Here is a 24,857-nt window from a genome sequence, read left to right on the forward strand (position 1 = left end):
GTTCCCCTGGTTCAACTAGTCTTTGGGGAAAACTGCTCGGCACGGGCGCGAGGCCGCCGGGGAAGGCGAACCTCGTCCCACACTGGAGGTCCCGGTGACGACACGTGGAGTTCTGTACGTGCACTCCGCACCGCGCGCGCTGTGCCCGCACGTCGAATGGGCAGTCGCGGGCGTGCTCGGCGCGCGTATCAACCTCGACTGGATCCGGCAGCCGGCGGCGCCGGGAACCTGGAGATCCGAGTTCTCCTGGCGCGGTGAGGCGGGCACCGCCTCCAAGCTGGCGTCCGCGCTGCGCGGCTGGCAGCTCCTGCGCTTCGAGGTGACGGCGGAACCCTGCGCGGCGGCCGAGGGCGAGCGCTACAGCGCCACCCCCGAACTGGGCATCTTCCACGCCGTCACCGGCATCCACGGCGACATCCTCATCCCCGAGGACCGGCTGCGCGCCGCGCTCGCCCGCTCCAAGGGCGGCGAGACGGACCTGGAAGCCGAACTCGCCAAACTCCTCGGCAAGCCCTGGGACGACGAACTGGAACCCTTCCGCTACGCGGGCGAGGGCGCCCCGGTGCGGTGGCTGCACCAGGTGGTGTGAGGTGTTCTCCAGGTGTTCTGAGAGGTAGTCGGTTCGCCGGCGGTTCGCAGTTGGCCGAAGGGGCCCCCACCGTGATGGTGGGGGCCCCTTCGGCTACGTACGTGTACGCCGGGGTCAGACCGAGCGGAACGCCAGCACGACGTTGTGTCCGCCGAAGCCGAACGAGTCGTTCAGCGCGGCGATGCGGCCCTCGACGGGCAGCTTGCGGGCCTCACCGCGGACGATGTCGGCGGCAGCCTCCGCCTCCGGGTCGAGGCTCTCGATGTTGATCGTCGGCGGAGCCACCCGGTGGTACAGGGCGAGCACCGACGCGACCGACTCGATACCGCCGGCGCCGCCGAGGAGGTGGCCCGTCATCGACTTGGTGGCGGAGACCGCCATGTGGTCGGTGTCGTCGCCGAAGACCTTGCGCAGCGCCTTGAGCTCCGCCACGTCACCGGCCGGCGTCGAGGTCGCGTGCGCGTTCACGTGCACGATCTCGGCCGGGTCCAGGTCGGTGTTGTCGAGCAGGTTCTGCAGGGCCTGCGAGATGCCGCGGCCACCGGGCTCCGGCTGGACGATGTCGTGGCTGTCGGCGGAGATGCCCTGGCCGACCGCCTCCGCGTAGACGCGGGCACCGCGCTTGGCGGCGTGCTCGGCGGACTCGAGGATCAGGACACCGGCGCCCTCACCGAGGACGAAGCCGTCCCGGCCGGTGTCGTAGGGACGCGAGGCGCCCTGCGGGTCGTCGTTGTTCTTGGACATCGCCATCATGTTGCCGAAGGCGGCGATGGGCAGCGGGTGGATGGCCGCCTCGGTGCCACCGGCGACCACGACGTCCGCACGGCCCGTGCGGATCATCTCGATCGCGTAGCCGATGGCCTCGGCGCCGGACGCGCAGGCGGAGACCGGGGTGTGCACACCCGCGCGGGCGTTCACCGCCAGGCCCACGTTGGCCGAGGGGCCGTTCGGCATGAGCATGGGGACGGTGTGCGGGGAGACGCGGCGGACGCCCTTCTCCTTCAGCACGTCGTACTGGTCGAGGAGCGTCGTCACGCCGCCGATGCCGGAGGCGATGACCGCGCCGAGCCGCTCGGGGTCGACGGCGGGGTCCTCACCGGCCTTGTCGGTGTAACCGGCGTCGGCCCAGGCCTCCTTGGCCGCGATCAGCGCGAACTGCGCCGAGCGGTCCAGGCGGCGGGCCTGCGGGCGCGGGATGATCTCGCCCGGCTCCACGGCGATCTGCGCCGCGATGCGGACCGCCTGGTCGGCGGCCCACTCCTGTTCGAGGGGACGGACACCGGAACGACCGGCGACCAGACCCTCCCAGGTGGACGTCGCGTCGCCACCCAGCGGTGTGGTTGCGCCGATACCGGTGACGACCACGGTGCGATTGGTCGGGCTCACAGGAATTCTTTCTCCAACGGATGCGAGGGATTCAGCGGCGCCACCGCCGGGTGGCGGAGCGGCAGCACTAGGCAAGCTGTTGATCAGGCCTGGTGCTTGACGATGTAGTCGGTGGCGTCACCGACGGTCTTGAGGTTCTTGACGTCGTCGTCCGGGATCTTGACGTCGAAGCGCTCTTCGGCGGCGACGACGACCTCGACCATGGACAGCGAGTCGACGTCCAGGTCGTCGGTGAAGGACTTGTCCAGCTGGACGTCCTCGACCGGGATGCCGGCGATCTCGTTCACGATCTCCGCGAGACCGGCGACGATCTCTTCCTGAGTGGCGGCCATGTTGGCGCTCCTTCTTATGTATCCAGAGGGTGTGGCGGCGGTTGCGCCCGGAGCGATCCGGACGTTCTGCCTAGGGGAGGGTAACGACCGTGGCGGCGTAGACGAGACCCGCCCCGAAGCCGATGACGAGGGCGGTGTCGCCGCTCTTCGCCTTCCCGGTCGCCAGAAGCCGCTCCATCGCGAGCGGAATCGAGGCGGCCGAGGTGTTGCCGGTGGTCTCGATGTCACGAGCGACCGTGACATGCTCCGGCAGTTTCAGAGTCTTCACCATCGAGTCGATGATCCGCATGTTTGCCTGGTGCGGAATGAAGACGTCCAGGTCGTCCGCGCTGATCCCGGCCGCGTCCAGCGCCTGCTGGGCAACCTTCGCCATCTCGAACACGGCCCAGCGGAACACCGCCTGGCCCTCCTGCGTGATCGCAGGGAACTTGATGTCGCCCTTGCTGTCGAGCGGCAGCTTCGACACGTCACCGACGCGGAATTCGTCCCACGGCACGGTCTGCTTGATCGTCTCGGACTTGTCGCCCTCGGAACCCCAGACGGTGGGGCCGATGTGCGGCTCCTGCGAGGGGCCCACGACGACGGCGCCGGCACCGTCACCGAACAGGAAGGCCGTCGCGCGGTCCTCCAGGTCGGTCAGGTCGCTCAGCCGCTCCACGCCGATCACCAGCACGTACTCGGCGCTGCCCTCGACGACCATGCCCTTGGCGAGGGTCAGGCCGTAGCCGAAGCCCGCGCACCCGGCGGAGATGTCGAACGCGGCAGCCTTGTCGGTGCCGAGCTTGTCCGCGATCTCGGTCGCGATGGCCGGGGTCTGCTTGAAGTGCGACACGGTCGACACGACCACGGCGCCGATCTGCTCCGCGCTGATCCCGGCGTCCGCGATGGCCTTGCCGGAGGCCTCGATCGACATCGCGGCCACGGTCTCCGAGTCGGAGGCCCAGTGGCGCGTCGCGATGCCCGAACGGGAGCGGATCCACTCGTCGGACGAGTCGATCTTCTCGAGGATCACCTCGTTCGGCACGACCCGCGTCGGCCGATAACCACCGACGCCCATGATGCGCGCGTACGGGGCGCCCTGACTGGGCTTGATCTTCGACATGCTCTCGGGGCTCCTTGTCAGGCCGTCTGCGTGTCCGCCGCGGCGGAGGTGTGCTCGGCGATCAGGGCGCGGGCTGCGTCGAGGTCGTCGGGGGTCTTGAGGGCGAGGGTCTTCACGCCGGGCAGGGCACGCTTGGCGAGACCGGTGAGGGTGCCGCCCGGGCACACCTCGACGAGCGCGGTCACGCCGAGCTCCTTGAAGGTCTCCATGCACAGGTCCCAGCGGACCGGGTTGGCCACCTGGCCGACCAGGCGCGAGACGACCTCCGCACCGGTGGCGACCGTCCGGCCGTCCTTGTTCGAGACGTACGCGACCGTGGGGTCGGCCGGGGTCAGGGCCCTGGCGGCCTCTTCCAGCTTCGCCACCGCGGGAGCCATGTGGCGGGTGTGGAACGCGCCCGCCACCGTCAGCGGCACGACCCGGCGTACGCCCTCGGGCTTGTCGGCCTCGAGCGCGGCGAGCTCCTCGAGGGTGCCCGCGGCCACGATCTGGCCCGCGCCGTTCACGTTCGCCGGGGTCAGACCCAGCTTCTCCAGGTGCGCGGTGGTGACCTCCGGGTCGCCGCCGAGCAGGGCGGACATACCGGTCTTGGTCACGGCGGCCGCCTCGGCCATGGCCAGACCGCGCTTGCGCACGAGCTGGAGGGCCGCGGTGTCGTCGAGAACCCCGGCGAAGGCCGCCGCGGTGATCTCGCCGACGCTGTGGCCCGCGACGGCGTCAGGAGCGATGTCGCCGAGTGCCGCGGCCGACAGGATTCCGGCCGCGACGAGCAGAGGCTGAGCGACGGCCGTGTCACGGATCGCGTCCGCGTCGGCCTGTGTGCCGTAGTGGGCAAGGTCGAGCCCGATGGCGTCCGACCACGCGGCGACGCGGTCTGCGGCACCGGGGAGGTCGAGCCAGGGAGTCAGGAAGCCGGGCGTCTGAGCGCCTTGGCCGGGAGCGACGAGTACGAGCACTCTCACACTCTCTCTTGTGGACGGCCACGGCCGCCCGTGGGGACAGGGACGAAGAACCGAAGGGGGAATTGTAGACCCCCGACAAAAGGCTACGACTGAGGATCTGCGGCGGCCAGGCGCCCCAGGATCAGTGCGATCCGCAGCGTGAACGCCGACCTGACATCGGAGGGTGACCAGCCGGTGACGTCTGTCACACGTCGGAGCCGGTAGCGGACGGTGTTCGGGTGGACGAAGAGCATCCGGGCCGCCCCTTCGAGGCTGCTCGCCTGTTCCAGATAGACGCTGAGCGTCTCCAGAAGAGCCGACCCGGCCTCCTCGAGTGGTCTGTAGATCTCCTCCACCAACTGCTCGCGTGCGGCAGGGTCGCTCGCGATCGCCCGCTCCGGAAGGAGATCGTCCGCCAGAACGGGCCGCGGAGCGTCCTGCCACGCCCCGCACGCCTTGAGCCCGGCGGTCGCGGCCTGCGCCGACTTGGTCGCGGCGAGCAGGTCGGGCACTACGGGGCCGGCCACCACGGGACCTGCCGCGTACGGGCCGATCAGGGACTTCGCGACCTGGAGCGGATTGTTGTTGCCGCCCGCGATGACGACGAGGCGGTCCCCGAGCACCCCGGTCAGGACCTGGAGCTTGGCGTGCCGGGCGGCCCGCCGGATCGCCTCGACCGTCAGCTCGCTGTCCCCGTCCGGAGCGGTGCCGAGCACCACGCACACGTGCTCCGGCGAATTCCACCCGAGCGCCGCGGCCCTGCTGATGGCGCCCTCGTCCGCCTCGCCCGAGAGGACCGCGTTGACCACCAGCGACTCGAGGCGGGCGTCCCACGCGCCACGCGCCTCCGCCGCCTGTGCGTAGACCTGGGCGGTCGCGAAGGCGATCTCCCGCGCGTACACCAGCAGCGCCTCGCGCAGGATCGACTCGTCGCCGGGCGCCGCGACCTCGTCGATCGCGGACTCCATGACCTCGATGGTCGTGCGGACCATCTCCACGGTCTGGCGCAGCGTGATGGCCCGGGTCAGCTCGCGCGGCGCGGTGCCGAAGACGTCGGTCGAGATCGCCTGGGGGGCGTCCGGGTGCCGGAACCACTCGGTGAAGGCAGCGATACCGGCCTGCGCGACCAGCCCGATCCAGGAGCGGTTCTCCGGTGGCATCGCCCGGTACCACGGCAGCGTCTCGTCCATGCGCGTGATGGCCTGCGCGGCGAGGCTTCCGGACGACTTCTCCAGGCGCTTCAGGGTCGCGGAGTGCGGGTGGGGGTTCGCACGGCGGTCGCGATGGTCCGGGGCTTCGTTCGCTGAGGGTTCGGGCACGGGGACAAGACTGCCTTATCGGGACGGCTCAGCGGAGTGGAGGGTGCAAGGTGGCCGCGCGGACGTCCCCGTCCGGGGGTCTACCGTGTACGGCGTGATGGATGTACGTCGCTCCGGCGACCGGTACCCCGGCGGCGAGCCGGGCGCCGGAATCGAGTCGTTCCACGCCTTCTCCTTCGGGCCCCACTACGACCCCGACAACCTGCGCTTCGGATCGATCCTGGCCTGCAACGAGGAGCGTCTCGCGCCGGGCGCGGGCTTCGACGAGCATCCGCACAGCCACACCGAGATCGTCACCTGGGTCGTCTCGGGCAGGCTCACCCACCGCGATTCGACGGGACACGAGTCCGTCGTCGCACCGGGCGACGTGCAGCGCCTCAGTGCGGGCGCCGGAGTGCGCCATGTTGAGCGCAACGACGGCCCCGACCCCCTCGTCTTCGTCCAGATGTGGCTCGCCCCTCTGGAGCCGGGCGGCGACCCTGTCTACGAGGTCGTGCACGGCATCGCCGACTCCACCCCCTACGACGTGCCGGAGGCCGGCTCCCTCCTGCACGTGCGCCGCCTCGCACCGGGGGAGCGCGCCGCCGTCCCGGACGCGGCCCAGGTGTACGTCCACGTAGCACGCGGTGAAGTGGTGCTCGACGGCGAGGAGTTGGGCCCGGGTGACTCGGTCAGGATCGCCGGGGAATCCGCCCTCGAAGCCGTGGCGTCAGGACCGGCGGAACTGCTGCTGTGGGAGATGGCCGCCCGCTGAGGTCCCCACCGCGGAACGGCCGCGCGCCCTGACCCCGAGCTCGCACCCCCAGCCCCGCACGCCCGCCTCTCTCACACCGGACTCACACCTCGGCGAGCACCGCGTCCGTGAACGGTGGCCACACCTCGGCGGCCCACGGCCCGAACGCCCGATCGGTCAGCGCCACACAAGCGACACCCGCGTCGGGGTCGACCCACAGGAACGTGCCCGACTGCCCGAAGTGCCCGAACGTCCGCGGCGACGACGAACTGCCCGTCCAGTGCGGGGACTTGGAGTCCCTGATCTCGAACCCGAGCCCCCAGTCGTTCGGGTTCTGGTGCCCGTACCCCGGCAGTACGCCCTTGAGGCCCGGATACTGAACGGTCATCGCCTCGGCGACGGTCCGCGGATCGAGCAGCCGGGGAGCCTGTACCTCGGCGGCGAACCGGGCCAGGTCGTCCACCGTCGACACCCCGTCCTTGGCGGGCGAACCCTCCAACGTGGTCGAGCTCATCCCCAGGGGCTCGAGCACCGCCTGGTGCAGGTACTCGGCGAACGGGATCTCCGTCGCCTTCGCGATGTGGTCCCCGAGCACCTCGAACCCCGCATTCGAGTACAGCCGCCGTGTACCGGGCGCCGACGTCGCCCGGTGCTCGTCGAAGGCGAGCCCGGAAGTGTGCGCGAGGAGGTGGCGCACCGTGGAGCCCTCGGGGCCGGCCGGGTCTTCGAACTCGATCGCGCCCTCTTCATAGGCGACCAGGGCCGCGTAGGCCGCCAGCGGCTTGGTGACCGAGGCCAGCGGGAAACGGTGGGCCGTCGGACCATGCGCCCCGAGGACCGTGCCGTCCGCGCGGACGACGGCTGCGGCGGCGGTCGGTACCGGCCAGTTCTCGATCATCGCAAGGCTCTGCATGGCCACGAGCCTAACGGGCCCCGCCCAGGCACTCTCCTACGCCCACGGGCTCGGCCCAACCGTCGCGCAGGCCGAGCCGCGTCGACGGACACCGTCCGGAATTCCTCCCCGATGCGCTTGCTTGGAGTGCACTTCAACGTTCTAGCGTGGGGGCATGACGGTGATGGAGACCACCCCCGCACCCAGCAAGGCCGACGTCTGCGGATCGGCCCCCACCGCTCACCCGCGCCCGGACGGCAAGGACCACTACACGATCAGCGAGGTCGTGGCCTTCACCGGACTGACCGCCCACACGCTGCGCTGGTACGAGCGGATCGGGCTCATGCCCCACATCGACCGCTCGCACACGGGTCAGCGCCGCTACAGCAACCGGGATCTCGACTGGCTCACCTTCGTCGGCAAGCTGCGGCTGACCGGGATGCCGGTGGCACACATGGTGCGCTACGCCGAACTCGTGCGGGTGGGTGAGGAAACCTTCGAGGAGCGCCGCGAGCTTCTCGAATCGACGCGCAGGGACGTGCTGTCCCGGATCACCGAACTCCAGGACACGCTGTCCGTACTCGACATCAAGATCGACTTCTATGCGGGCGCCCGACGGGCGTCGGAGAGGGCCTGAACCGCATGAGCAGCACGGAGCAGACGCAGCACACGGGGGAACCGCAGCGGATTTCCACTGTTGAGTTGGGAAACAACGGGCCCTTGGTGGGCGTGCAGGGCCTCGGCTGCATGGGCATGAGCTGGGCCTACGGTCCGACGGACGCCGACGAGGCCCGGGCCACCCTGGAGCGGGGCCTGGAACTCGGCGTCACCTTGTACGACACCGCCGACGCCTACGCCGCCGGTGAGAACGAGAAGTTCCTTGCTCCCTTCCTCAAGGCGCATCGCGACGAGGTGGTGCTGGCCACCAAGTTCGCCCTGGGGGTGGACCCGAGCGACCCCACGAAGCGCATCATCAACAACGATCCCGCGTACATCCGCGCCTGCATCGATGCCAGCCTCCAGCGTCTCGGCGTCGACGCCATCGACCTCTACTACATGCACCGCCGCGACGTGAACGTGCCGATCGAGGAGACCGTCGGCGTGATGGCCGAACTCGTCGCCGCCGGCAAGGTCAAGCACCTCGGCCTCAGCGAGGTCACCGGCGCCGAACTGCGCGCCGCCCAGGCCGTCCACCCGATCGCCGCCCTCCAGTCCGAGTGGTCGCTGTTCAGCCGCGACATCGAGAGGGAGGTCGTGCCGACCGCCGCCGAACTGGGCGTGGCCCTCGTGCCGTACTCGCCGCTCGGACGTGGCTTCCTCACCGGCTCCTTCGTCCGCGCGGACAAGGAACTCGGCGCGGACGACTTCCGTCGCCAGCAGCCCCGCTTCACCGGCGACAACGCCGTCGCCAACGCGGCTCTGCTCGAGCCGGTGCGCCAGGTCGCGGAGGCGCATGGCGCCTCCCTCGGCCAGATCGCCCTGGCCTGGCTGCAGCAGCAGTCGCAGGTCTTCGGTCTCCCCGTCATCCCGATCCCCGGCACCCGCAAGCGCAGCCGCATCGAGGAGAACGCCGCGGCCACCCGCATCACCCTCACCGACGCCGAACTCGGCCTGATCGCCCCCATCGCCTCCCAGGTCGCGGGCGACCGCTACGCCGACATGACCTTCACCTCGGCGGGGCGCGAGTAACACCCCCCGTGCCACCTGCCCGGCCCGCCGCCGTGGGCATCTCCTGCCCCGGCGGCGGCCGGCCGGCACCTCACGCGAGCCCCAGCGCGAACACTGCGAACCCCGCTGCCAGTAGCCCGGCCAGCGCCCGCCGCACATGCGTCGCCCGCTTCCACGGAGCCTCGAAACCCCGCGTGTACCGGCCGATCAGCACGAGCAATCCCGCGAAGACAGGAAGCCACGCGATCCTCGCCGCTATCCAGCCCAGCGAGTCCGGACTCGTTGTCAGCCCCGATATCGCACCGGCGAAGGAACCCGGTATCGCCGCTGCCAGGAGCGCCGTCTGGTGCCAGCACAGGATCGTCATCGCCGAGAGGTTGATGACGACGACCGGCGCCCACAACGCGGGCCGCCTCAACAGCCTGCCGATCCGGTCCCGCAGGAGCATCGCCGCACCACTCTGCGCGGCCGCAAGCGCGAGCACCAGCAAGGACGGCGGATGGGAGTTCGTCCGTGCCTCGCCCGGCACGCCCACCATCGACTCCGGATAGCGGAACGCGAGGAGCAGCGCCGCGAACAGGGCCATGCCGCCGATCAGCAGAGCCCACGCACCACGCCTGCCGATCTTTTTCTCGCCCCAGCAGACACCCAGTTGGTAGGCGAACATCCAGCCGGGGAGCAGATTGAGTAGGCTCAGCCAGGACGGCACGGCGTCCGCGTACGGCCCGTAGCGCAGGAAGTCGATCACGGCTACGGACCCGAGCAGCGGTGCCGCGGCCCATGCCCCCAGCTTCTGGGCGGCGCGTACGCAGTACGGCGTGAGCGCGGTGATCATCGTGTAGACGCCCACGAACCACAGCGGCTGTATCACCAGCGTCGATCCCGTGTGCAGGGTCTTCTCCGGCACCCCGAGCGCGTACAACGCGGGGATCAGCGCGGCGCACACCGCCGTCACCCCGAGGACCGGGCGGCCCAGGCGGGCGAGCCGGCCGCGCAGCCAGCTGCTCGTCGACCCGCCCGTCTCCAGCGCCCGCCGGTAGGACAGAACGGATGCGTAGCCCCCCACCAGGAAGAAGATGCCGAGCATCTGCAGCACCCAGCTGATCGGGGCGAGAAAACCGAAGGAGGACAGCGGGCTCGCGTTGTGCAGCGCGCCCTGGCCGTCGAGGGAGAAGCCGCCGAGGAGCCAGTGGCCCATGGGCACGGCGATCAGCGCGAGCGCGCGCAGTCCGTCTATCGCCCGGTCCCGGTGGGCCGGTGTCTTCGCGTCGATGGCGGACGCGGTCCTGCGCAGGGTCGCCATACTCATGACGTCGCTCCGGTGGCGATGCGGGTGAAGGCGCGCAGCGAGTCCGTGCCGGGCGCGAAGTAGCCGGTGTGGCCCTTGGCGAGGTGGGCCGGGATACGGCGGGCGCCGAAGGCGGGATCGGAGGGGTCGGTGCCATGGCCCAGGCCGAACAGTTCGACGTTCGGCACGCGGCCGATCCAGTCGCCGTCGTCGCGCGCGGCCCAGACCCGGGCCTTGGTACGCAGATCGGCCGCCTTGTCCGCGCGCAGTCCCGGGGAGCCGAGCACCACGAGGTCGGACACGGGCAGCCGGGCGGCGGAGAGTCCGCACACCACCGATCCGTAGCTGTGGCAGAACACGGCGGGACGTGCCGCGCCCGACGCCGTCAGGCCCTGGACGAAGCGGGTCAGCCTCGGCGCGCCCGCCTCGGCGAGCCGGCCGGTGGCGGCATCGGGCCCCAGACCGACCGGCGTCGTGTATCCCACCCAGGCCACGACCGCCGTGCGGCCGCCCGACGCCTCGTACAAAGAGCGGGCCATCCCCGCGGGGGTGCCATAGGGATCCTTGGCCCGGTCGAACGACGTCAGGTCGATGTCCGAGCCGGGCACGACGACGGACACATGAGCGGCGCCCGCCAAGTCCCCGTACACCTCGGCCACCTGACCGCGACCGCGTGGGTCGAAAGCCAGTATCTGGCGCCCGGGTTCGAGGAGTTCGGTGTACCGGGTGACGAGGAAGCGGGCTTGCGCGTGGTCCTGTGCCGTGAGCGACGGGTTCCGCGTGCGTGCCCGGGCTCGGTCCCGTTCGGCTTTCAGGGCACGGGTGTTGGCCTCGTAGCGAAGGTCCGCCGGGGCGCCGTCCAGATTGCCGACAACCGTCGGATGCCGCGCGACCAACTCTTGTCGCTCGGCGTCGTCCAGCCCGCGGAAGAAGGCTGCCACCTGGGCCGGACTCGCGGTCGCCGGATCGGGCAGCCCGACACCGAGCGCATGGTCCGCATGCCAGGAAGCCGCGCCGGGAGGCGGCCCCGTGAGAGGGCTCCGCTCGCTGCCGACGGCCCAGCCCGTCGTGCCCGCCACGACAGTTGCCGTGAGCGCGGCGGCGACCAATGTCCTACGGCCGCGTTGCTTCCATGACTGCAGGCGCATCGCCTGTCTCCCCTCGGTCCGGTGGCGTGACGAGGGGAAGGTAGGGAGAAGACGTATGGCTCCACGTCACACCGGGGAGCCAACTCGCAAGTGATACCCGGGTATTCGAAGGTGCTACTCAGGTAGGGGGTGGAGTGGGGCAACCCCCGCTGACCTGTGCACGGCGGGTGATACCGGAGCCTGGGCCTATTGGTCGCCGGGCGTGACGAGGCCGGTCTCGTAAGCGAAAATCACGGCCTGTGCCCGATCGCGCAGACCCAACTTCGCCAGCACGCGGCCGATATGGGTCTTCACGGTCTGTTCCGCGAGCACCAGCTTCTCCGCGATCTCCTGGTTGGACAGGCCCCGGGCGATGAGTTCGAGGACCTCGGTCTCGCGTGGCGTCAGAGAGTTCAGCTCCGGCGAGCGGTCCCTGCGACCGGACGGGCGCTGCCTCGCGATGTCCTCGATGAGCCGGCGCGTGACCGTCGGGGCGAGCAGCGCCTCTCCGGCGGCCACCACACGTACCGCAGCGATGAGGTCGGCGGGCGGGGCGTCCTTGAGGAGGAACCCCGAAGCACCCGCCCGCAGCGCCTCGTACACGTAGTCGTCCACGTCGAACGTGGTGAGCATCAGGACCTTGGGGCGGTGAATCACGCCCGGCGGAGGGTCGAGGAGCGTGCGGGTCGCGGCGATCCCGTCCATCTCGGGCATCCGCACGTCCATGAGGACGACATCGGGATGTGTGGTCCGGCTGACCTCCACGCCCTGCTTGCCGTCCGGCGCCTCGCCCACGACGTCGATGTCGCTCTGCGCGGCCAACAGCGCGGCGAATCCCGCTCGCACCATGGCCTGGTCGTCGACGATGATCACGCGGATGGTCATGCGGTGCCGAATTCCTTTACGCCGAGGGAGAGTCGGGCTCGGCCAGCGGGAGTCGGGCCGCGACGCGGAAGCCTCCCCCGGGCAGCGGGCCCACGTCGAGTGTGCCGCCGACCAACCGTACGCGCTCGTGCATCCCGATGAGACCGTGTCCCGTGCCGGTCGTCTCCACGGGTGAAGCATGCTCGCCCGCCGGGCCGTTGACCACGATCACCAGCAGGGCGTCCTCGTCCTTGGAGACGGAGATCTGCGTGCGGGCACCGGGAGCGTGCCGCACGACATTGGCCAGGGCCTCCTGCACGATGCGGTACGCGGAGAGGTCCACGGCGGGCGGCACATCGGTCAGCTCCCCGACCAGCGTCAGCTCGGGCATCGACAACTCCGCCGGGACACCGCCCCGTACCGTGGCTTCCACCAGCTGCTGAAGCCGGCCGAGACCCGGCTGGGGCGCGCGCTCACCGCCCGGCGCGTCCTCGCTGCGCAGCACTGCGAGGAGCCGCCGCATCTCACCGAGCGACTCCCTGGCGCCCGCCGCTATCGAGCCGAACTCCTCGCACGCCTCGGGGGTCAGGCCCTGGAGCCGGTACGGAGCGGAGTCCGCCTGCACCGTGATCACCGACATGTGGTGAGCCACGACGTCGTGCAACTCCCGCGCGATACGCGCCCGTTCCTCGAGGAGGGCGCGCTGCGACCGCTCGGCCTCGTTGATCGTCTCCTGCTCGACGAGTCTGCGCTGTGCTTCCCCGCGCTCGCGCAGCAGCGCCCCGAACAGCAGCACCCCACCGCTCAGCACGATCATCAGCACGCTCGTGGCCTGGCTGTCCGAGGGACGGAACATGTCGAGGACGAGTCCGGACACCACCGTGACCAGCCAGATCGCCAGGACCGTGCGTCTGTGCTCCCGCAGAGAGAGGACGAAGCACAGGGCCAGATATCCCACGATGACCATGGGGGTCCAGGGCGCGGCGTGATGGGAGGCCGAACCCTGGATGACGATCGCCCCGACGACGTCCGCGACGATCACGATGCCCCACGCGAGCAGGGGCCGGCTGACGGCGAGCAGCAGGGGGGCGGCCTGTGCGACCCCAAGAGCGCCGGCGAGACCACCGGGGACCCCGTAGTCGTTCGACAGGACCTGGGTGGTCACCGGGATCAGTGTCGCGACGAAGCCCAGCGCGATCACATAGGGTGCCAGCCGCACCCAACGCCTCGACGAGTGGCCGAGCAGAGGCTCGGCGGGTCCCGCGGGAGCGGCGAGCGAGGCCCCGATCGTCCGCAGCCCGCCGAGGACGATGGCGAACACGCGGCGCAGAGCCCCCGGCGGTGCGGACTTGCCGTCCGGCGGGCGGGGCTCCTGATCAGGTGCTGTCGATGTGGTGCTCATGGCCCGCTCAGCGTAGGCAACAACCACCCGCGGTGCCGTCATACCGAGGAGCTCACCGCACCCCGTACCCAGGTATGACATGAGGCCGGCCGACGGACGCCGAACCTCGACGAGGCCACCGCACCCGCACGCTCACCGACGCGCACCCGCGTCCGAAGCCGGGGCCCGAGCCCTACAACTCCGCCAGCAACTCGGCCTTCTTCGTCGAGAACTCGGCATCCGTGACAAGGCCCGCCTGATGCAGCTCGCCCAGGTGACGGATGCGGTCGGCGATGTCCGCGGGGTCACGCCGAGCAGGCGAGGTGCCGGATGCGGGCACAGTCGAGCCCCCGGCCCGTACGGCCGCGAGGATGGACGCGGCGAAGGGCAGCGACTCATGTACGGGGCCGTACCCGAGACCGAAGATCACGGCGGCCGGGTCCTGGTCGGCCTGGGCGGGCTGCTCGGACGTGTCGCGGCGCAACAGCCGCAGATGGCCCTCGAAGACCTCGGGCGAGCGCCATTCGACGCCGCTCAGATCCGAGACGGGAAAGCTCTTGTCGCCGGCCTTCCATTTCGCGGACGACGCCCCGGTCCAGAACCATCGGAATGCCACGGACTTACCGTCGAAAGAGGCCTTGCCGTCGTAGGCCTTGAAGTGCAGCGGTGCCTCGGGCGCCGCCACCAGGTAGCGGCCTGCCGGTGCGCCGTCGTCCAGGGCCAGTACGCCGCGCAGCTCGTCCGCGTAATACTCGGCGAGCGTCTCGCGCTCGGCGGGCAGGACGAGCCGGTAGGGGTCGCATCCCTCCTTGAGCTGTCCCGCGGCCGCGTCCATCAGCGGATCGGCGCCCGGTCTCGGCACAGCGCGCAGAACGACGGTCCCGCGCTTCCCGGGAGAGAGGGTCACCGCCGCGATCGCCTCATAGGGGATGCGGCGCTCACCGAGGGCATGGAGCAGCTTCGGCGTGCGGATTCCCCGTTCGAAGCGGATGAGCACGGAGTCGGACCCGAACTCCCAGGCGGCATGAAATCCGGCCAGTACGTCACCCATGCGGCTCATCGTATGCGGCACGCGCGCCTCCGTCCCCTGTTGCGTCGTGCCCCTGTTTCACCGATTTCTACGCGCGTCAGGCCGAGGCTGCGCCGGAAGATCCGTCACGGCAGGTGTCATGCCCGCTCGCACACCGCAGGGTGCGGTACGAACCGATTCCGATGTCCGCGAAGTTGCTGAGGCTCTCCGTACCCGGCTCGAAATAGCCGGTGTGCCCGTGTGCGCCCGCTGCCGACAGGACCCGGGCGCCGAACCCCCGGGAGACGGGGTCGGCGCCGTGGCCGATCCCGCCGACCTCCATGTACGGCACGTCCTGGATCCAGTCGTCGCTGTCCCGCATCGCCCACACGCGCGCGTGGGTACCCAGTCTCGAAGCCTTCCCTGCGCGCATTCCGGGGCTGCCGGCCACCGCGATGTCGCTCACCCGCGAGGGCAGTTTCCGCGCGGCGACACCGCACACCACAGAGCCGTAACTGTGGCAGTACAGGGCCACCGGAGTGCGGCCCGGCAGTGCGCGCACCATGGCGTTGAGCCGGGTGGCGCCCTCCTCCGCGCGCATCGCGGTGGCCGCGTCGACGCCGAGGCCTGCGGGCGTCGTGTAGTCGGCCCAGGCGATCACGGCGGTCCGTGTGCTGGGGCCGGCGGCGCGCTCCGCCCGGTACAGGGAGCGAGCCATGCCGACGGGCGCCGAGTACTTGCGGACGGTCCGCTGGAAGGTCAGGAGGTTGGTGTCGACGCCGGGGACCACGACCGAGACGCGCTCGGCCTTGTCGAGGTCCCCGAAGACCTCGGCGACGCGGCCGGTGCCCAGGGGATCGAAGGCGAGGATCTTGCGGTCGGGGCGCATCAGCGATGCGTACCGGTTCATGCGCTGGCCGGCGTCGTGCTGTCCCGCGGAGGAGAGCCGGTTGTCGTGCGTGCTCTTCCGCGCCACCTTGCGTGCCTGGTCGAGGGCGATGCGGTTGGCGCGGTAGCGCAGTTCCACCGGCGCGCCGTTCATGTTGCCGACGGCGAGCGGGTAGTGGGCGGCGAGCCGCGCGCGTTGCTGGCTCGTGAGCGAGGCGAAGAACTGCGCGAGGCGGGCGGGAGAGCCGTCCGGGTCCGGCAGTGCGCGCCCGTTGAGGTGGCCGTGCTCCCACGCCGTGATGGCGGTGTTGAGTGGCGAGGTGACGCCCTTGTGGCGCACGGCGGTCCAGCCGGTGGTCGCCAGCATGACGAACACGACGGCCAGCGCGAGCAGTGCGCGCCAGACGCTGAGTTGCGGGGATGAGTCGAAGGAAGTCACTGCGGGACACCCTAGGAGAACCGCGGACCAACCCGCGAAATCGGTGAGGCAGATCACGTTTCCAGCGGGGTAATTAGGGCAAACCGGGCCTACCTTAGGTGGTGGCGTCACGCTCCGTAGGTGCCGATTGTGCCCCACGCGCGCGGGAGCGCCCGGTCGGTCACTCTGTGCGCCACTTCCCCGCCAACACCGGCCCCAGCTGGTCGAGATAGGACTCCGTGACCTCGCGGATCGACTCGACGCTGCTGTCTTCGCCGGCCCCCCACAGCCGCCCGGCCATGCGCATCACACCGCTGAACGCGGCCACGGTCACGCGCGGGCGCGGATCCGTTTCCACGTCGAGGCCCTCGCGCTCGGCGATCACGCGCGCGATCTCCTCCTCCAGCTCCGTGGAACGGCGCAGGTGGACGGCGATCAGGGAGGGGGTGGATTCGATCATCTGGTAGGTGCGCATGTGGAGTTCGACCGGGACGACCTCCTCGATGGACTCACCGAGGGTGTCCCAGGCGTCGAGCACGGCACCCCGCAGGGCCTCGAACGGGCTGTCGGCTGCGGGGCGTTCACGCAGGACGGCGATGAAGCGGGACTCCACCATGTCCTGGACCGCGAACGCGGTCTCCTCCTTGCTGGTGAAGTACCGGAAGAAGGTGCGCTGCGAGACGTCGACGGCCTCCGCGATCTCGTCAACCGTCGTGCGGTCGTACCCCTTTGTGGTGAAAAGTTCCAGGGCGGAGCGCAGCAGGGCGTCGCGGGTGCGCTGCTTCTTGCGTTCCCGTAGTCCTGAACGCGCTTCCTGCGTCTTCACTCGCGCCCCTCTTTGCGTCTGTTTGCCCAGCTCAGCTTACCTGTGAGCAACGTGACAGTTACCGACTTGTGAATTGGTTTGTCAACTGTCAGTCGCTGTCATTAGCCTCGAACGCATGACTAGTCAGACCACCGTCGACAAGGCGGACAAGGCTCCGGAGCCCGTGTCCGTTCCGGCCCCGGCCAAGGGGCTTCGCGGCCACCCCTGGCTGACGCTGTTCTCCGTCGCGATCGGCGTGATGATGGTCGCCCTCGACGGCACCATCGTGGCCATCGCCAACCCGGCTATCCAGAAGGACCTCGGCGCGAGCTTCGCCGACGTCCAATGGATCACCAACGGCTACTTTCTCGCCCTCGCGGTCACGCTGATCACCGCGGGCAAGCTCGGCGACCGGTTCGGTCACCGCCAGACCTTCCTCATCGGCGTGATCGGGTTCGCCGCGGCCTCGGGCGCCATCGGCCTGTCGGACAGCATCGCTCTGGTGGTCACCTTCCGGGTGTTCCAGGGCCTGTTCGGCGCGCTCCTCATGCCGGCCGCGCTCGGCCTCCTGCGGGCCACCTTCCCCGCCGAGAAGCTGAACATGGCGATCGGCATCTGGGGCATGGTGATCGGTGCCTCGACTGCCGGCGGCCCGATCCTCGGTGGGCTCCTCGTCCAGCACGTCAGCTGGCAGTCGGTCTTCTTCATCAACGTTCCCGTCGGCATCATCGCCCTCGTTCTCGGGCTGCTGATCCTCAGGGACCACCGTGCCGAGAACGCGCCGCGGTCCTTCGACATCCTCGGCATCGTGCTGCTCTCCGGCGCGATGTTCTGCCTGGTCTGGGCGCTGATCAAGGCTCCGACGTGGGGCTGGGGCGACGGCCTGACCTGGACGTTCCTGGCGGTCTCCGTCCTGTGCTTCGCGCTCTTCGCGATCTGGGAGACCCGCGTCAAGGAACCGCTGATCCCGCTGGCCCTGTTCCGCTCGGTGCCGCTGTCGGCCGGTGTGGTCCTGATGGTGCTCATGGCCATCGCCTTCATGGGCGGCCTCTTCTTCGTCACCTTCTACTTGCAGAACGTGCACGGCATGAGCCCCGTCGACAGCGGCCTGCACCTGCTGCCGCTGACCGGAATGATGATCGTGGGCTCGCCGCTGGCGGGCGCGATGATCACGAAGGTGGGTCCGCGCATCCCGCTCGCGGGCGGCATGCTGCTCACGGCCGTCGCCATGTACGGCATGTCCACGCTGGAGTCGGGCACGGGCAGCGGCGCCATGTCGCTGTGGTTCGCCCTCCTCGGTCTGGGGCTCGCTCCCGTCATGGTGGGCGCCACCGAGGTCATCGTGGGCAACGCCCCGATGGAGCTCTCCGGCGTCGCGGGCGGCCTCCAGCAGGCCGCCATGCAGATCGGTGGAAGCCTCGGCACTGCTGTGCTCGGCGCCGTGATGGCCTCGAAGGTGGACAACGACCTCGCGGGCAACTGGACGGACGCCAAGCTTCCGCCGCTCACGCCTGCTCAGCTGGACCAGGCGTCCGAGGCGGTCCAGGTCGGCGTGGGCCCGGTCCCGAAGGGGACTCCGGCCGCGCTCGCCGAGAAGATCACCTCAGTCGCGCACGACACCTTCATCTCCGGCATGAGCCTGGCCTGCCTGGTCGCCGCGGGTGTCGCCGTCGTGGCGATCTTCGTCGCGCTGCTGACCAAGCGTGGAGCGAACGCGGAGGCGGGCGCGGGGGCCGCACACATCTAGCGCCCCTCGGGGGAAACGGCCCTTCGGGGAAACGGCCCTTCGGGGGAAACCCCTAGGCCACCCCCGAACCACCCCCGCACGCACCCCGAAATGCCCTCAGGGAAATCCTGGGGGCATTTCGCTTATCCGAGTGATCTGATCCGTCAGCTCTTCCCGCCCGTTCGCCCACCGGTCCAGAGTGCAGACAAGTGACCGGCACGACACGGGGGTTGATCGATATGGGTACGAGGATGCGCGCGGCGATGGGGACGACGCTGCCGATGACGGCCGCGGCGGCTCTTGCGGCCGTCCTGCTGACACCCGTTCACGCGAGGGCCGCCGCCCCGCCGACACCGGGCGACTGCGCGGCGGGGGAGCTGTGCCTGTGGGAGAAGGCGGCGTACAAGGGGCACCGGCAGGTGTACGAGCTGTCCGGGATCGACATCGAGAGCTGCGTCGCGCTGCCGGAGGGGGGCAGTGCGCAGGCCCTCGCCAATCGCACCGGACGGCCGGTCACGGCCTACCAGTCCGCGGAGTGCGCCGAGACGGGGGAGTTCCAGACCTATCCCGGCAGCGGCACATGGGCGCCCCAATCTCCTTACCGGGTACGGGCGTTCAAGGTCTGGGAGCGCTGAGATGAAAGAAAGGGAGGTGCGGTGCGGCCCTCGTGGCCGCACCGCACCCCGAACCTCTGCGACAGTCGGGATCTGGCCCCTACGCGTCGCCGCCCGCCGGGCCGGGGTCGGCCGCCGCGACGTCGAGGAGCTGGTAGCGGTCGATGGCCTGCTTCAGGACCGAGCGGTCGATCTTGCCATCCCGGGCCAGCTCCGTGAGCACGCCCACCACGATCGACTGGGCGTCGATGTGGAAGAAGCGACGGGCCGCGCCACGCGTGTCCGCGAAGCCGAAGCCGTCCGCGCCGAGCGACTGGTAAGTGCCCGGCACCCAGCGGGAGATCTGGTCGGGTACGGACCGCATCCAGTCGGAGACCGCGACGAACGGACCCTCCGAGTCGGACAGCTTCCGCGTGACATAGGGGACACGCTGCTCTTCGTCGGGGTGCAGCAGGTTGTGCCGCTCCACCTCGACGGCCTCGCGGCGCAGTTCGTTCCAGGAGGTCGCCGACCAGACGTCCGCCTTGACGTTCCACTCCGTGGCGAGGATCTGCTGTGCCTCCAGAGCCCACGGCACCGCGACACCCGAGGCGAGGATCTGGGCCGGGACGGCGCCCGAAGTGCCCGGGCTGAAGCGGTGGATGCCCTTGAGGATGCCCTCCACGTCGACATCGCCGGGCTCGGCCGGGTGCTGCAGCGGCTCGTTGTAGACGGTGAGGTAGTAGAAGATGTCCTCGCCGTGCGGGTGCTCGGCGGTGGCGCCGTACATCCGCCGCAGACCGTCCTGCACGATGTGCGCGATCTCGAAGCCGAAGGCCGGGTCGTAGGCGACACAGGCCGGGTTGGTCGAGGCGAGCAGCTGCGAGTGTCCGTCGGCGTGCTGCAGACCCTCACCGGTCAGGGTCGTCCGGCCGGCGGTCGCGCCCAGGACGAAACCGCGCGCCAGCTGGTCGGCCATCTGCCAGAACTGATCGCCGGTGCGCTGGAAGCCGAACATCGAGTAGAAGACGTAGACCGGGATCAGCGGCTCGCCGTGCGTCGCGTACGCCGATCCCGCGGCGATCAGCGACGCCGTGCAGCCCGCCTCCGAGATGCCGTCGTGCAGCATCTGGCCCGTCGGAGACTCCTTGTACGCGAGCAGCAGGTCGCGGTCCACGGACTCGTACTGCTGGCCGAGCGGGTTGTAGATCTTCGCGCTCGGGAAGAACGAGTCCATGCCGAACGTGCGGTACTCGTCCGGCGCGATCAGTACGAAGCGCCGGCCGATCTCCTTGTCCCGCATGAGGTCCTTGAGCAGACGGACGAAAGCCATGGTGGTGGCGATCGACTGCTGGCCGGAGCCCTTCTTCACGCTCGCGTACGTCTTGTCGTCGGGGAGCGCCAGCGGCTTGGACCGCACGACGCGGGTCGGCACATAGCCGCCGAGCGCGTGCCGGCGGTCGTGCATGTACTGGATCTCTTCGGAGTCGCGGCCCGGGTGGTAGTACGGCGGAGCGCCGTCATCGAGCTGCTTGTCCGTGATCGGCAGGTGCAGACGGTCGCGGAAGCCCTTGAGGTCGTCGACGGTCAGCTTCTTCATCTGATGGGTCGCGTTGCGGCCCTCGAAGTTGGGGCCGAGGGTCCAGCCCTTGACCGTCTGCGCCAGGATGACCGTCGGCTGGCCCTTGTGCGCCTTGGCCGCCTGGAAGGCCGCGAAGATCTTCTTGTGGTCGTGCCCGCCGCGCCCCAGGTGCAGGATCTGGTCGTCGGTCATGTTCTCGACCATCGCGCGCAGACGGTGGTCGTCGCCGAAGAAGTGGTCGCGGATGTACGAGCCGGGCTCGGTGGCGTACGTCTGGAACTGGCCGTCGGGCGTGGTGTTCAGCTTGTTCACCAGGACACCGTCGCGGTCCTGCGCGAGCAGCGGGTCCCAACTACGGTCCCAGACCAGCTTGATGACGTTCCAGCCGGCGCCGCGGAACTGCGACTCCAGCTCCTGGATGATCTTGCCGTTGCCGCGCACCGGGCCGTCGAGGCGCTGCAGGTTGCAGTTCACCACGAAGGTCAGGTTGTCCAGGCCCTCACGGGCCGCGATCGACAGCTGGCCGAGCGACTCCGGCTCGTCCATCTCGCCGTCGCCGAGGAACGCCCAGACGTGCGACGCGGAGGTGTCGGCGATGTCGCGGGCCTGCATGTAGCGGTTCATCCGCGCCTGGAAGATCGCCCCCAGCGGACCGAGGCCCATGGAGACGGTGGGGAACTCCCAGAAGTCCGGCATCAGTCGGGGGTGCGGGTACGACGACAGGCCGTAGGGAGCCTTCGACTTCTCCTGGCGGAAGGAGTCGAGCTGACCCTCGGTGAGCCGGTCCAGGAGATACGCGCGGGCGTAGATGCCCGGCGACGCATGACCCTGGAAGAAGATCTGGTCGCCGCCCTTGCCGTCGTCCTTGCCGCGGAAGAAGTGGTTGAACCCCACGTCGTAGAGCGAGGCGGAGGAGGCGAAAGTGGCGATGTGACCGCCCACCCCGATGCCGGGCCGCTGGGCGCGGGAGACCATCACCGCGGCGTTCCAGCGGGTCGCGTTCAGGACCTTGCGCTCGATCTCCTCGTTGCCGGGGAAGAAGGGCTCGTCCTTGGTCGCGATCGTGTTGATGTAGTCCGTGCTGCGCATCTCAGGCACGGCCACACGCTTCTCGCGGGCGCGCTCGATCAGCCGGAGCATCAAGTAGCGGGCCCGCTCGCGCCCGCGCTCGTCGACGGCGGCGTCGAGGGAGTCGAGCCATTCCTGGGTCTCTTCGGGATCGAAGTCCGGGACCTGGCTGGGAAGGCCGCCAATGATGATCGGATTGCGATCGGATCCGGAAACCACGCTGTTCCTTCACTGTCGGTCGAGATGTGCAATGGGGCTGCGCCGCTCCCCATCGTGTACCTCGGGGGCACAATCGTCATCTCTACCGCGGGGTAATGGGAGTGATTCCCCGGGGTTCCCCGGACGGGTGCGGCCAAATCGCAACGATACGCTCATGCGGTTCACCGGATTCGTGAGGCCGTTCGGCTGAGGTGGACGATCGTCATCCACAGGGTGGGCAAATCCGGCAGATCGGTGTGGCATACATCACCGGCCTGCGGGGATCCTTGACTGAAGATGCGGTGACACCGCCTGGAACGTCACCGTTTCGGCGGTCTCGGGGGCCGGGTACTTGCGCGATCCGCCCCGCCCGTGTGGACTACGGCCAACGCTTCGCGCACGCGCGAAGCCGCAGACAACTTCGTAAACATGATCAGGAGGCAATCCGTGAGCGCGACCGCGGACCACGCGGAGGAGCGGACCAACCCTGCCGCGAGGCTGGGTTTCCAGCCCGAGCAGGTGGTCCAGGAGATCGGCTTCGACGACGACGTCGACCAGGAGCTCCGCGAGTCCATTGAGGAAGTCATCGGCAGCGAGCTCGTCGACGAGGACTACGACGACGTCGCTGACGCGGTGGTGCTGTGGTTCCGCGAGGACGACGGCGATCTGACGGACGCGTTGGTAGACGCCAGCCAGCTGGTCGACGACGGTGCCCCTGTCTGGCTGCTGACCCCGAAGACCGGCCGCGACGGCTATGTCGAGCCGAGCGACATCAACGAAGCCGCGCAGACTGCGGGTCTCTCGCAGACCAAGAGCATCAACGCGGGCAAGGACTGGGCGGGCAGCCGCCTCGTCACGCCGAAGGCGGCCGCCAAGAAGCGCTAGCCGACGAAAGACCCCAGCAGACACTCCGTGCGGCCCCCGCCGACGCCATGACGCGTCGACGGGGGCCGCACGCTTTGCCCGGGCCTCACGCGGGGACACCGCCTGCGGCGCCTAGGCTGGGCCTCACCCGAACGGCTCCACGGAAGGAAAGCTTGACCATGACGATCGAGGTCGGCACGAAGGCTCCGGATTTCGAGCTCAAGACGCAGCACGGCGAGACCGTGCGGCTCTCGGACTTCCGGGGTGAGAAGAACGTGGTGCTGCTCTTCTACCCGTTCGCCTTCACCGGCGTCTGCACCGGCGAGCTGTGCGCCCTGCGCGACGAACTGCCGAAGTTCGTCAATGACGACGTGCAGCTGCTCGCCGTGTCGAACGACTCGCCGTTCAGCCTGCGCGTCTTCGCCGAGCAGGAGGGCCTCGAGTACCCGCTCCTGTCGGACTTCTGGCCGCACGGCGAGGCCTCGCGCGCGTACGGCGTCTTCGACGAGGAGAAGGGCTGCGCGGTGCGCGGCACGTTCATCATCGACAAGGAGGGCGTGGTCCGCTGGACCGTTGTCAACGGCCTGCCGGACGCCCGCGACCTCAACGAATACGTCAAGGCGATCGACACCCTCTGACCCTTCAGGGGGCACAGGGGTGCGCTCCGTGCATCTCTCGGGGATGTCCCGGGGATGACACCCTGGGATTCTTCGGGTGCGGAGCCTGTGGCTGCCGGGAACCGGTCACTAGGATCCAGACGTTGATCCGATACCAATGCACGATGGGGCTCCCCGCCCCCGACACCAATGGGAGGACTCGTGGGAGTCAGCCTCAGCAAGGGCGGCAACGTATCGCTGACCAAGGAGGCTCCTGGCCTGACCGCGGTCATCATCGGCCTCGGGTGGGACGTCCGTACCACCACGGGTACGGACTTCGACCTCGATGCCAGCGCCATCCTGACGAACACGGAGGGCAAGGTCAGCAGTGACGCCAACTTCGTCTTCTTCAACAACCTGAAGAGCCCGGACGGCTCGGTCGAGCACACCGGTGACAACACCACGGGTGAAGGTGAGGGTGACGACGAGCAGCTCAAGGTCAACCTCGCCGGCGTCCCGGCCGACGTGGACAAGATCGTGTTCCCGGTCTCCATCTACGACGCCGAGAACCGCCAGCAGTCGTTCGGCCAGGTGCGCAACGCGTTCATCCGCGTCGTGAACCAGGCGGGCGGGGCGGAAATCGCCCGCTACGACCTCTCCGAGGACGCCTCGACGGAGACCGCCATGGTCTTCGGCGAGCTGTACAGGAACGGCGCGGAGTGGAAGTTCCGCGCCATCGGCCAGGGTTACGCCTCGGGCCTGCGCGGCATCGCGCAGGACTTCGGCGTCAACGTCTGAGCCGAGCACGACCGCATGACCGTCCGGCGCCGCACGTGAGTGCGGCGCCGGACGCGCTCGACAACTCAAGCGACATCACACCGGGGAGGACCACGATCATGGGTGTCACGCTCGCCAAGGGGGGCAATGTCTCCCTCTCCAAGGCCGCACCGAACCTCACACAGGTGCTGATCGGACTCGGCTGGGACGCGCGTTCCACCACCGGAGCCGACTTCGACCTCGACGCCAGCGCGCTGCTGTGCAAGGACGGCCGGGTGCTCGGCGACGAGTGGTTCATCTTCTACAACCAGCTCACGAGCCCGGACGGCTCCGTCGAGCACACCGGTGACAACCTCACCGGTGAGGGCGAGGGCGATGACGAGTCGATCCTGATCGACCTGTCCAAGGTGCCGGCGTTCTGCGACAAGATCGTCTTTCCGGTGTCGATCCATGACGCGGACAACCGAGGCCAGACGTTCGGCCAGGTCAGCAACGCGTTCATCCGCGTGGTCAATCAGGCGGACGGTCAGGAACTCGCCCGCTACGACCTGAGCGAGGACGCGTCCACGGAGACCGCGATGATCTTCGGTGAGGTGTACCGGTACGGCGGCGAATGGAAGTTCCGCGCTGTGGGGCAGGGGTACGCGTCGGGCCTTCGGGGCATCGCTCTAGACTTCGGGGTCAATGTTTCGTAAAGCCGTGCGCGGAGCG

General features: G+C 69.4%; 24 protein-coding genes. 10 read left to right on the forward strand and 14 right to left on the reverse strand.

Annotation, left to right across the window (positions count from 1 at the left end; genetic code table 11):
- The first annotated feature begins 94 nt into the window (after positions 1 to 94).
- A complete protein-coding gene (locus ACIPWY_RS07525; protein WP_362899462.1) occupies positions 95 to 589 on the forward strand; it encodes a DUF3145 domain-containing protein in 495 nt (164 codons plus the stop codon).
- A 114-nt stretch (positions 590 to 703) separates the two neighbouring features.
- On the opposite strand, the gene ACIPWY_RS07530 is transcribed toward ACIPWY_RS07525, so the two are convergent.
- The 5 genes from ACIPWY_RS07530 to ACIPWY_RS07550 all read right to left on the reverse strand — a co-directional run bounded on the left by ACIPWY_RS07530 (position 704) and on the right by ACIPWY_RS07550 (position 5,669).
- Entirely contained in the window at positions 704 to 1,975 is a 1,272-nt protein-coding gene (locus tag ACIPWY_RS07530) for a beta-ketoacyl-[acyl-carrier-protein] synthase family protein (protein ID WP_362899464.1), read from the reverse strand.
- Between the two features lie 83 nt (positions 1,976 to 2,058).
- Positions 2,059 to 2,307, reverse strand: coding sequence for an acyl carrier protein (locus ACIPWY_RS07535; protein ID WP_100591921.1), 249 nt, complete (start codon positions 2,305 to 2,307; stop codon positions 2,059 to 2,061).
- Positions 2,308 to 2,377: 70 nt separating this feature from the next.
- Positions 2,378 to 3,409 carry a ketoacyl-ACP synthase III gene (locus tag ACIPWY_RS07540; RefSeq protein WP_362899466.1) on the reverse strand — a complete coding sequence of 344 codons (1,032 nt, stop codon included), beginning with the start codon at positions 3,407 to 3,409 and terminating at the stop codon, positions 2,378 to 2,380.
- A 17-nt stretch (positions 3,410 to 3,426) separates the two neighbouring features.
- On the reverse strand, positions 3,427 to 4,365 hold the full coding sequence (locus tag ACIPWY_RS07545; RefSeq protein ID WP_362899468.1) for an ACP S-malonyltransferase: 939 nt from the start codon (positions 4,363 to 4,365) through the stop codon (positions 3,427 to 3,429).
- A gap of 89 nt (positions 4,366 to 4,454) precedes the next feature.
- Positions 4,455 to 5,669 carry a PucR family transcriptional regulator gene (locus ACIPWY_RS07550; RefSeq protein ID WP_401532454.1) on the reverse strand — a complete coding sequence of 405 codons (1,215 nt, stop codon included), beginning with the start codon at positions 5,667 to 5,669 and terminating at the stop codon, positions 4,455 to 4,457.
- A 97-nt stretch (positions 5,670 to 5,766) separates the two neighbouring features.
- Between ACIPWY_RS07550 and ACIPWY_RS07555 the strand changes: the two genes are divergently transcribed.
- Positions 5,767 to 6,423 carry a pirin family protein gene (locus ACIPWY_RS07555; protein ID WP_362900063.1) on the forward strand — a complete coding sequence of 219 codons (657 nt, stop codon included), beginning with the start codon at positions 5,767 to 5,769 and terminating at the stop codon, positions 6,421 to 6,423.
- An 82-nt stretch (positions 6,424 to 6,505) separates the two neighbouring features.
- Here ACIPWY_RS07555 and ACIPWY_RS07560 read toward each other — a convergent pair whose 3' ends face one another.
- Positions 6,506 to 7,315, reverse strand: coding sequence for a serine hydrolase domain-containing protein (locus ACIPWY_RS07560; RefSeq protein ID WP_362899471.1), 810 nt, complete (start codon positions 7,313 to 7,315; stop codon positions 6,506 to 6,508).
- Between the two features lie 154 nt (positions 7,316 to 7,469).
- Here ACIPWY_RS07560 and ACIPWY_RS07565 point away from each other — a divergent pair, with 154 nt between their 5' ends.
- Together ACIPWY_RS07565 and ACIPWY_RS07570 are read left to right on the forward strand one after the other, a co-directional pair.
- The gene (locus ACIPWY_RS07565; RefSeq protein WP_362899473.1) at positions 7,470 to 7,931 is read left to right on the forward strand and encodes a MerR family transcriptional regulator; all 462 of its coding nucleotides are present in this window, start codon (positions 7,470 to 7,472) and stop codon (positions 7,929 to 7,931) included.
- A 5-nt stretch (positions 7,932 to 7,936) separates the two neighbouring features.
- Positions 7,937 to 8,983, forward strand: coding sequence for an aldo/keto reductase (locus tag ACIPWY_RS07570; protein WP_362899475.1), 1,047 nt, complete (start codon positions 7,937 to 7,939; stop codon positions 8,981 to 8,983).
- Positions 8,984 to 9,053: 70 nt separating this feature from the next.
- On the opposite strand, the gene ACIPWY_RS07575 is transcribed toward ACIPWY_RS07570, so the two are convergent.
- The 7 genes from ACIPWY_RS07575 to ACIPWY_RS07605 all read right to left on the reverse strand — a co-directional run bounded on the left by ACIPWY_RS07575 (position 9,054) and on the right by ACIPWY_RS07605 (position 16,763).
- On the reverse strand, positions 9,054 to 10,271 hold the full coding sequence (locus ACIPWY_RS07575; protein ID WP_393705418.1) for an acyltransferase: 1,218 nt from the start codon (positions 10,269 to 10,271) through the stop codon (positions 9,054 to 9,056).
- Positions 10,268 to 11,398 carry an alpha/beta hydrolase gene (locus tag ACIPWY_RS07580; RefSeq protein ID WP_393705419.1) on the reverse strand — a complete coding sequence of 377 codons (1,131 nt, stop codon included), beginning with the start codon at positions 11,396 to 11,398 and terminating at the stop codon, positions 10,268 to 10,270. Before ACIPWY_RS07580 ends, ACIPWY_RS07575 begins: the two co-directional genes overlap by 4 nt.
- Positions 11,399 to 11,584: 186 nt before the next feature.
- Positions 11,585 to 12,262, reverse strand: a complete 678-nt coding sequence (locus ACIPWY_RS07585) for a response regulator transcription factor (protein WP_362899479.1) — start codon at positions 12,260 to 12,262, stop codon at positions 11,585 to 11,587.
- A gap of 16 nt (positions 12,263 to 12,278) precedes the next feature.
- Entirely contained in the window at positions 12,279 to 13,643 is a 1,365-nt protein-coding gene (locus ACIPWY_RS07590) for a sensor histidine kinase (RefSeq protein WP_393705420.1), read from the reverse strand.
- A gap of 172 nt (positions 13,644 to 13,815) precedes the next feature.
- Positions 13,816 to 14,673, reverse strand: coding sequence for a DUF4429 domain-containing protein (locus tag ACIPWY_RS07595; RefSeq protein WP_393705421.1), 858 nt, complete (start codon positions 14,671 to 14,673; stop codon positions 13,816 to 13,818).
- A 76-nt stretch (positions 14,674 to 14,749) separates the two neighbouring features.
- Positions 14,750 to 15,958 (reverse strand): alpha/beta hydrolase, encoded by a 1,209-nt coding sequence (locus ACIPWY_RS07600; protein WP_362899485.1) that lies wholly within the window; start codon positions 15,956 to 15,958, stop codon positions 14,750 to 14,752.
- 160 nt (positions 15,959 to 16,118) lie between these two features.
- A complete protein-coding gene (locus ACIPWY_RS07605) occupies positions 16,119 to 16,763 on the reverse strand; it encodes a TetR family transcriptional regulator (RefSeq protein WP_362899486.1) in 645 nt (214 codons plus the stop codon).
- Between the two features lie 115 nt (positions 16,764 to 16,878).
- Here ACIPWY_RS07605 and ACIPWY_RS07610 point away from each other — a divergent pair, with 115 nt between their 5' ends.
- Both ACIPWY_RS07610 and ACIPWY_RS07615 read left to right on the forward strand, forming a co-directional pair.
- Positions 16,879 to 18,489, forward strand: a complete 1,611-nt coding sequence (locus tag ACIPWY_RS07610; protein WP_362899487.1) for a DHA2 family efflux MFS transporter permease subunit — start codon at positions 16,879 to 16,881, stop codon at positions 18,487 to 18,489.
- 242 nt (positions 18,490 to 18,731) lie between these two features.
- A complete protein-coding gene (locus ACIPWY_RS07615) occupies positions 18,732 to 19,103 on the forward strand; it encodes a peptidase inhibitor family I36 protein (RefSeq protein WP_362899489.1) in 372 nt (123 codons plus the stop codon).
- Between the two features lie 79 nt (positions 19,104 to 19,182).
- On the opposite strand, the gene aceE is transcribed toward ACIPWY_RS07615, so the two are convergent.
- Positions 19,183 to 21,930, reverse strand: a complete 2,748-nt coding sequence (aceE, locus tag ACIPWY_RS07620) for a pyruvate dehydrogenase (acetyl-transferring), homodimeric type (RefSeq protein ID WP_362899491.1) — start codon at positions 21,928 to 21,930, stop codon at positions 19,183 to 19,185.
- A gap of 426 nt (positions 21,931 to 22,356) precedes the next feature.
- On the opposite strand from aceE, the gene ACIPWY_RS07625 reads away from it, so the two are divergent.
- From ACIPWY_RS07625 to ACIPWY_RS07640, 4 genes are all read left to right on the forward strand, one after another.
- On the forward strand, positions 22,357 to 22,794 hold the full coding sequence (locus ACIPWY_RS07625) for a DUF3052 domain-containing protein (protein WP_100591937.1): 438 nt from the start codon (positions 22,357 to 22,359) through the stop codon (positions 22,792 to 22,794).
- Between the two features lie 158 nt (positions 22,795 to 22,952).
- Positions 22,953 to 23,411 carry a peroxiredoxin gene (locus ACIPWY_RS07630; protein ID WP_100591938.1) on the forward strand — a complete coding sequence of 153 codons (459 nt, stop codon included), beginning with the start codon at positions 22,953 to 22,955 and terminating at the stop codon, positions 23,409 to 23,411.
- A 180-nt stretch (positions 23,412 to 23,591) separates the two neighbouring features.
- A complete protein-coding gene (locus tag ACIPWY_RS07635) occupies positions 23,592 to 24,167 on the forward strand; it encodes a TerD family protein (protein WP_100591939.1) in 576 nt (191 codons plus the stop codon).
- 98 nt (positions 24,168 to 24,265) lie between these two features.
- Positions 24,266 to 24,841, forward strand: coding sequence for a TerD family protein (locus ACIPWY_RS07640; protein ID WP_100591940.1), 576 nt, complete (start codon positions 24,266 to 24,268; stop codon positions 24,839 to 24,841).
- Positions 24,842 to 24,857 lie beyond the last annotated feature (16 nt).

Origin of the sequence: Streptomyces sp. NPDC090032 (assembly GCF_044748025.1) — a bacterium.
Classification (GTDB): domain Bacteria; phylum Actinomycetota; class Actinomycetes; order Streptomycetales; family Streptomycetaceae; genus Streptomyces.